Below are 7021 nucleotides of genomic sequence, written 5' to 3'. Positions count from 1 at the left end.
GCATCGACGACCTGCTGCGCACCACCCCCTGGCAGCAGCACGTCGCCTGAACCGCCACCACCTCCCGCGGCCACGGCGTCGTGGTCCTGGGTGAGCCGCACCCGCGCCGTCGTCGGCGCCCGCGGGCCTCCCGAATCGGATGACATATGTCATCAAGTTCATCCGCAGGATCCACATACGTCCGGTGATATCGGCGACTGCCCATGCGCGCACCAGAGAAGACAAGATCTTTCTTGAAGGACTCCTCGCTTCACCAGGAACTTTCCGATCATGAAAAGAGCTTCCATGCGCCCTGCGAGAATCACGGCGATCGCCGCCGCCCTGCCCTTGGCACTGATCGCCGGCGGCCCGGCCGCCGCGGTGAGCACCGGCTCGGGCGCCGGACAGGGCACGATCACTTGGGGATCATGTGCCGAGACGCGGCCCGCTGAGGGTCAGAAGCTCCCCGCGGGCACCGAGTGCGGCACTCTCGCCGTCCCCCTCGACCATGCCGACCCCGGCGGCAAGACCATCGAGCTGGCGTTGATCCGCGTCAAGGCCACCGGTTCCGGCAAGCGACTGGGATCTCTGGTCTTCAACTTCGGCGGGCCCGGCGGTTCCGGCGTGGACATCCTGCCCCTGGCCGCTCCGGCCTACACCGCGTTGAACGCCCGCTACGACCTGGTCTCCTTCGACCCCCGCGGGTGGAGCGCAGCTCCGGCGTCCGGTGCGGCGACGCCGCGGCGATGGAGAAGTACAACACCGCCGACGCCACCCCCGACACCCCGGCCGAGCGGGCGCGGCTGAAGCGGGCCACCGCAGAGTTCGTCCGAGCCTGCCAGGAGACCTCCGGGGAGATCCTGCCCCATGTGGGCACCGTCAACGCCGCCCGGGACCTCGAACTGCTGCGTGAGGCACTGGGTGAGAGCAGGCTCGACTACTTCGGCATGTCGTACGGAACGCATCTGGGTTCGGTCTACGCGACGATGTTCCCCAAGCAGGTGGGCCGCTTCCTGCTGGACGCCCCCCTGGACCCGACGGTCTCGTTCCGGCAGCGCACCCTCGACCAGATGAGAGGCTTCCAGCGGTCGTACGAGGCGTTCCTCTCCGCCTGCGCCGCGAAGGGCTCCGGCAAGTGCGTCCTCGGCGCGGACCGGAAGACGGCCGACAGGACCGTCCGGGCCCTGTGGAAGCGCCTGGACGCCAAGCCGCTCAAGGTCGACCGGCGGAAGCTCACCCAGAGCCTGGCGGTCACCGGCATCGGGGCGGCGCTGTACGCCCAGCAGGCCTGGCCGGTGCTGGAGCAGGCGCTGGGATCGGCCCTCAAGGGCGACGGCCGGCTCCTGCTGAGCCTGGCCGACAGCTACACCGGCCGCCGGGCCGACGGCACCTACTCGACCATGCTGACCAGCTTCCCGGCCATCAGCTGCGCCGACTCCGCCGAACGGCCCAGCGCCGCGGAACAGGCCAGCACCGACGCCGCGGCGCGGAAGATCAATCCGATGTTCGGCGGCGCCGGCCTGGGCAGCCTCTGCGGAGCCTGGCCGGTCGCCGGCAGCGACGCGGCCAAGAAGGTCGACGCCACCGGCTCGGCCCCGATCGTGGTGGTCGCCACGACCGGTGACCCGGCCACGCCGTACGCGTGGGGACCGAAGCTGACCAAGCAGCTCAAGACGGCCGTGCTGGTGACCTCCAAGGGTGAGGGCCACGGCGCCTACGGGGTCAACGCCTGCACGACGAAGGTCGCCGACGCCTACCTGATCGACGGGAAGGTCCCCGCCAAGGGCACGGTCTGCGGCTCCTGACACCGGTCCCGCCGGGCCGCCTCGCGATGGATGCGCAGTTCACGCGGGGCGGCCGGTCAGACCTCGCAGCGGCGCAGCACAGGCGCCTCTTCTCCTGCGGGCTCCTACGTCTCCACGACACACCTTCTGCGGGATCCGCGCCTGCGCTGATCAAGAAAATGCCCGTCCGTCGCCGCGGGCGGGGGCTTAATCCGTTTGCCGGCGGCCGGCCCGGTCGGATAGGAAGCTTGCATGCTGAGGGGAAGCAAGGTCGGGCTCAGGGCCCGGCACGAGGATGACATCCCGATCCTGCAGGCCGAGCTCTACGACGACGTCGTCACCCACTCGCGATCCCAAGCCCGGCCGTGGCGGCCGATCACGCCCGGCTCGAAGGACTCGCTGCTCGTGGTGGACGACGCCGAGCAGGGCCACGTCCCGTTCTCCGTGGTGGAGCTGGACGGCGGCACCCTGATCGGCACCGCGACGCTGTGGGGCATCGACAGCCACAACCGGTCCGCGCACATCGGGCTGGGGCTGCGGCCGTCCTCTCGCGGCAAGGGCTACGGCACCGACGTGGTCGCGGTGCTGTGCCACTACGGCTTCGTCGTGCGCGGCCTGCAGCGGCTGCAGATCGAGACGCTGTCGGACAACGCCGCGATGCTGCGCTCCGCCGAACGCAACGGCTTCGTCCGCGAGGGTGTGCTGCGCTCCGCGGCCTGGGTGATGGGCGAGTTCCTGGACGAGGTGCTGCTCGGGCTCCTCGTCCAGGACTGGAAACCGGACGCGAAGGGCTAGGCTGCCGCCCGGCGGTCGAGGGCAGGCCGCTTGGGAGACGAGCCGCCGTGCCAGGACGAGGCCCGCTCAGTCGGCCGGCTGGCGGGTCCGCCTGCGGACGCGTTCCAGACGGGCGGCGTCCCGCTCCGAATCGCCGGTCCCCAGCGCCATCCGCCGCTGCAAGATGTATTGAACGATCTCCCCCAGAGGCGTGTCCGGTGACTTCGCCCAGGACTTCGGCCGCTTCACCAGCAGCCGCCGCTCGGCCTCCTCCTCGGCGCCTTCGTCGACGACGCCGACGGCCGCTTCGAGGACCTGGTTCACATGGTGCCTGTTCGCCCGGTGAGGCGCGCGTTTGTTGCGCCGGATGTTCTTGCGGGAGCCCTTGTCGTTCTCCCCGTAGGCGTTGCGGCGCTCCTTGGCATAGCTCAGGCGCTTCTTCTCCTGCGGACTCCTACGCCTCAACACCCCTCCTACGGGATCGGCCTGCTCCGATCAGGACGGTACCCGCCCATCACGGGCAGGATCGAGCCGTTTTCCGCCGAACCGCGTTCCGCCTTCGGCCTCCACACACTCACCCAGCCCGACGTCCCGCGCTCGTCGACGTAGCGCGAAGCCACCGTCCCGACCAGGGGCTACGTACGGCAGGCCTGGTCAGGGCGCGTTCTCAGCTCTCGACGTCCTCCGCTGATCATCGGGCTTTCTCCCGGTCATGTGTCCTGCGACGTCCTTCCAACAAGGAGACGTGATCTCAACTGTGAGGCTGGTTCAGCACCCGGACCTGATCGGCCGGAGGAGCGACCACGGTCGTATCACCCCAATCGGAGAAGGCGACCTCCATCGGGGTCTTCGCGGTCAGCCGTTGCCGCACCGGCCGCCCTTGGCCATCGAGCCAGAGCTCGTACGCGGCCTGGGCGCCGAACTCCTCGAGTAACTGGTTGCGCAACCGTGCCTGCGCCGCCTTGTCGCCGACCCGGACCATGGCGTACTCGTTCTCCGGATGCTGTAGGAGCGGCACCGAGTCGTACACCTCAAGGAACGCACCGAGATCCAATTCGTCGAGTGCCGCCTGCACGTCGATGGTGACCGTGTAACGGTCGAGCCCGCCATCGGTCACCGGGCCGCTCGCTCGTCCTCTCGCTGCCAGCAGCGCGTGCACCCGGTGGCTGTTCACCAGTGTCATCGCCTGGCTTGTCACCACGCCGATGCCGAGCAGGTTGTACGGCTCGTGCTCTTCGGTGATCTTGTCCCAGGTCTTGCCCGGCGCCACCTCTTCTCCCGGCGTCTGCATATACGCGGCACCGCCCGTCCGGATGAGCCGTCCACGTAGGCCCGCGCCCAGATCGGCGGAGACATCCTGGTCCTGCCCCTTGATGACCACGGTGGCGCTCTGGGTCCCCTTCTTCGCCACCCGCTTGACGTCCGGGTGTGCCTGCAGATACGTCTCGACATATCCGGCGATCTCGGGAGCGGTCCTCGCTCCCGAGCTGCAACTCGCCACCAGCAGCGCCAACACAGCGATCATCGCACATCTGGACATACCGGGCATGCTTGCACATCTGCGTGCAGAATCCTCTGGGTGGGATGTGTAGGTCGCGTGCAGAAAGATCTGCCCATCATCTTGGGGCCGCGTCCACACGTAGCCCGCTCTCAGACGTCCCTAGAGGTAGTACGTGCTGTCACTTCTCACGAATATTTCCGCGCCTGCTGATCATTAGCCACTGCCCGAACCCGTCAACAAACGCTGCCACTTCCCACCGGCATAGCCATGAGCGGCTACTTCAGCTTTCCGCACACCCACGAAAGGGTCACGGCTCATCAAGGTCGACGTTCGCGATCAGACGCGCGAGCCCAGGCTCCCGGCGCACGTCGATGGGGCGGAGTTCGCCGGTCCGCGGGGCACGGTTGAGCAGGAGCTCGTCGGTACCTGTCAAACCTGTTGAGACATCAAGCCACGTTCGTTGTCTGTGCTGAGGCCTCGGCTTCGGCCACCGTCGCCGGCTGGTTGATCCATACCCGGGAGGGCAACGACGGCGGGCTCGGCCGCCGGCCGCGGAACCGCTCGGGATGCGCCAGGAACGCCGCGTCCAGCGTGGCGGCCCGACCCCTCCTGGCCTCCACCGCCTGCGGGCTGGCAGTTGTGGAGCGATGACAGTGGCTACGCGGTCAGGCTGGCCAAGCGGGTCTGCCTTGGCCCGGTGGCACACAACCCTGTCCGCAAGGCCGTTCGCGGGACCCTCGTAGGGCTGCTCGCCTTCGTGGTCGCCGTCAACACCTTCTTCGGCGAGGAGGCTCCCGCACCTGCGGCAGCGGTGTCCAACGCCGTCCCCTCTTCCAGTCCCACTCCCACGGCAGCGGTGGCCAGCGCCGCCCCTACCGCCCCCTCCTTCAGCCCCACTCCTACGGTCAGCCCCGCTTCCTTCGCTCTGCCGGATGTGACCGGAGCAGACGAGGACGACGCCACGACTACGCTCATCGCCGCGAGCCTGGTCCTCAGCTGGATGGATCTGGACGATCTGCCGTCCTGCAGCCTCGATTGCGTCGTGGTCTCCACGAGCCCTGAGAGCGGCACCGAACTGGTCCAGGGAACAACGGTCCTCCTCGTCCGGGCCGAGCGCGAGGCCTACGACTTCTACCGCAAGCATTCCAAGATGCCCAAGCTCATCGGGCTCACTGCGAACAAGGCATCGGCCGTGCTGGACACGGTCTCACCCCTCGTCGAGACCGACTACGTCACCGCCAAGGCCGGCCAGAAGGCCGACCAGGTGGTCAAGCAGTCGCCGAGGGCAGGCACCGTGCTCCGTCCTGGCCAGCCCATCCGCCTGACCGTCACCGAGCAGGACTACTTCGCGACGGAGGATACTCCGACAGAAAGCGAAGAGCTCGATGATGTTCCCGCAGATGAGAGCAGAGATGTGGTGCCTGGCGTGCATCCAGGTGCCTTCTGCTCGCCCAGAGGCGCGCTGGGCCGCAGCAAGTCAGGCGTGTTGATGCGATGTTCCACCAAGGCCGGTGACTCCCGTGCCCGCTGGCGCAGCTCCTGATCGACCGATCTCCCCGCTGAGGGTTCCGCCGCAGGTCAGGGGCGGATGGGGCGGACGAGTCGGCCTGTAGGCCGGGCACAGAAACCACCCTTCGCTGACCTTGACCTTCTCACCCGAACCCCTCCTGAGCTGGGATTTTCCCTTTCGTCGTTTCGCGTCCTTCCCCCGCTCCTCTGGTGCTCCGGCGGAACAGGGACGGAACAGACGCGCGGACCTCCAGATGCGGCCCCATCCCGGCCGTCCCCCACGAAGGCGGCCCCGGCAGGCGCTGCAACGCCGTACCGGGGCCTGATCGGACTCTGGAGGTCCGACGATGCACCATCCTACGAACTCGCTCCCCTGCCAGCCAGCGCCCCGCCCGATCTTCCCGGGCGAGCACACCGCCATCGCCGTCGTCGCGGCGGCCACGGGCGTGCTGGGCCTGCTCGGCTTCGTCAACAGCTTCGCCCGGGTCGCGGAGGCCGCCGCGCCGTCCTTCGGCTGGTTCGCCTGGTCGGTGCCGCTCGGCATCGACCAGGGCATCGCGGTGTTCTCCGCGCTCGACATCGTGCTCGCCCGCCTCGACATGCGGGTGCGCTGGCTCCGCCTGATCCCCTGGTCGCTGACCGCCGCGACGGTCTACTTGAACATCTCCGGCGAGGAGACCCTCTTCGGGCGGGTGGCCCATGCGGTGCTGCCCCTGCTGTGGGTGGTGGCCGTGGAGGTCGGTGCCCACGCCCTGCGGTCCAGGGCGGGCCTGTCCTCGCCGACGCGGATGGATCGCGTCCGGCGCTCCCGGTGGTTCCTGGCCCCGCTGGCCACCGCACGGCTCTGGCGGCGGATGGTGCTGTGGGAGATCCGCTCCTACCCCTCCGCGTTGGAACGCGAGCGGGCCCGGGTCCTCGCCAAGACCGATCTGCAGGACCGGTACGGCTGGCGCTGGCGGTGGAGGGCGCCCCGGCGTGAGCGGGCGCTGTACCGCCTCGGCGAACTGGTTCCCGCCGAGGCGGTGCAGGCCCGGCCGACCGCCACCGGAACCGAGATCCCGGCGCTTCCTCCATCCGGCGTCACCGCAGCGGCTGGCGCGGAGTCCCCGACGGCCGGAGCAGTCCCGCTGCCCGCGATCCCTCCGGACAGCGAGGTGCACGCACCCGGCGAAGGCCCCGGTGTACCCGGCGACGCGCCGGATCCTGGTCCCGACGGACTCGCAGAGGACCCGGCCGCGCCCGAGACGGCTCCCGCCGTATCCGGGGGCGCACTCGACGAGGACCCGCTGAACCAGGAAGCGGTGCGACGCTACTCCGCCCTCGTCACGGCGGGCCAGGTCCCCTCACTGCGCACCTTGAAGGCCGAACTCGGCGTCGGTCAGCCCCGCGCCCAGCGGGTCCGGGCGCACCTGCTCGCCCACGCGGGTCGCTGACCCGATCCCTCATCCTTAGGTCCGGCCCCGGGTTCACCTTC

7 protein-coding genes are annotated in these 7021 nt (G+C 69.2%); 5 read left to right on the top strand and 2 right to left on the bottom strand.

Annotation, left to right across the window (positions count from 1 at the left end):
• Nucleotides 1-285 precede the first annotated feature (285 nt).
• From ACWJ6R_RS06040 to ACWJ6R_RS06030, 3 genes are all read left to right on the top strand, one after another.
• The gene (locus tag ACWJ6R_RS06040) at nt 286-786 is read left to right on the top strand and encodes a hypothetical protein (protein WP_449061241.1); all 501 of its coding nucleotides are present in this window, start codon (nt 286-288) and stop codon (nt 784-786) included.
• Entirely contained in the window at nt 726-1784 is a 1059-nt protein-coding gene (locus ACWJ6R_RS06035; RefSeq protein WP_449061240.1) for an alpha/beta hydrolase, read from the top strand. The genes ACWJ6R_RS06040 and ACWJ6R_RS06035 overlap by 61 nt, the downstream gene beginning before the upstream one ends.
• 231 nt (nt 1785-2015) lie before the next feature.
• Nucleotides 2016-2558 carry a GNAT family N-acetyltransferase gene (locus tag ACWJ6R_RS06030; protein ID WP_449061239.1) on the top strand — a complete coding sequence of 181 codons (543 nt, stop codon included), beginning with the start codon at nt 2016-2018 and terminating at the stop codon, nt 2556-2558.
• A 66-nt stretch (nt 2559-2624) separates the two neighbouring features.
• On the opposite strand, the gene ACWJ6R_RS06025 is transcribed toward ACWJ6R_RS06030, so the two are convergent.
• Together ACWJ6R_RS06025 and ACWJ6R_RS06020 are read right to left on the bottom strand one after the other, a co-directional pair.
• Nucleotides 2625-3002 carry a hypothetical protein gene (locus ACWJ6R_RS06025; RefSeq protein WP_449061238.1) on the bottom strand — a complete coding sequence of 126 codons (378 nt, stop codon included), beginning with the start codon at nt 3000-3002 and terminating at the stop codon, nt 2625-2627.
• A 286-nt stretch (nt 3003-3288) separates the two neighbouring features.
• Entirely contained in the window at nt 3289-4050 is a 762-nt protein-coding gene (locus tag ACWJ6R_RS06020) for a hypothetical protein (protein WP_449061237.1), read from the bottom strand.
• Between the two features lie 685 nt (nt 4051-4735).
• Here ACWJ6R_RS06020 and ACWJ6R_RS06015 point away from each other — a divergent pair.
• Complete coding sequence (locus ACWJ6R_RS06015) at nt 4736-5581, top strand: PASTA domain-containing protein (protein ID WP_449061236.1); 846 nt, start codon at nt 4736-4738, stop codon at nt 5579-5581.
• Between the two features lie 313 nt (nt 5582-5894).
• The gene (locus tag ACWJ6R_RS06010) at nt 5895-6980 is read left to right on the top strand and encodes a DUF2637 domain-containing protein (protein WP_449061235.1); all 1086 of its coding nucleotides are present in this window, start codon (nt 5895-5897) and stop codon (nt 6978-6980) included.
• The last annotated feature ends 41 nt before the right edge of the window (nt 6981-7021 follow it).

The organism is Planomonospora algeriensis (assembly GCF_977012225.1).
The sequence above is the reverse complement of the archived record's forward strand: the minus strand, read 5'-3'. Positions and strand labels throughout refer to the sequence as shown.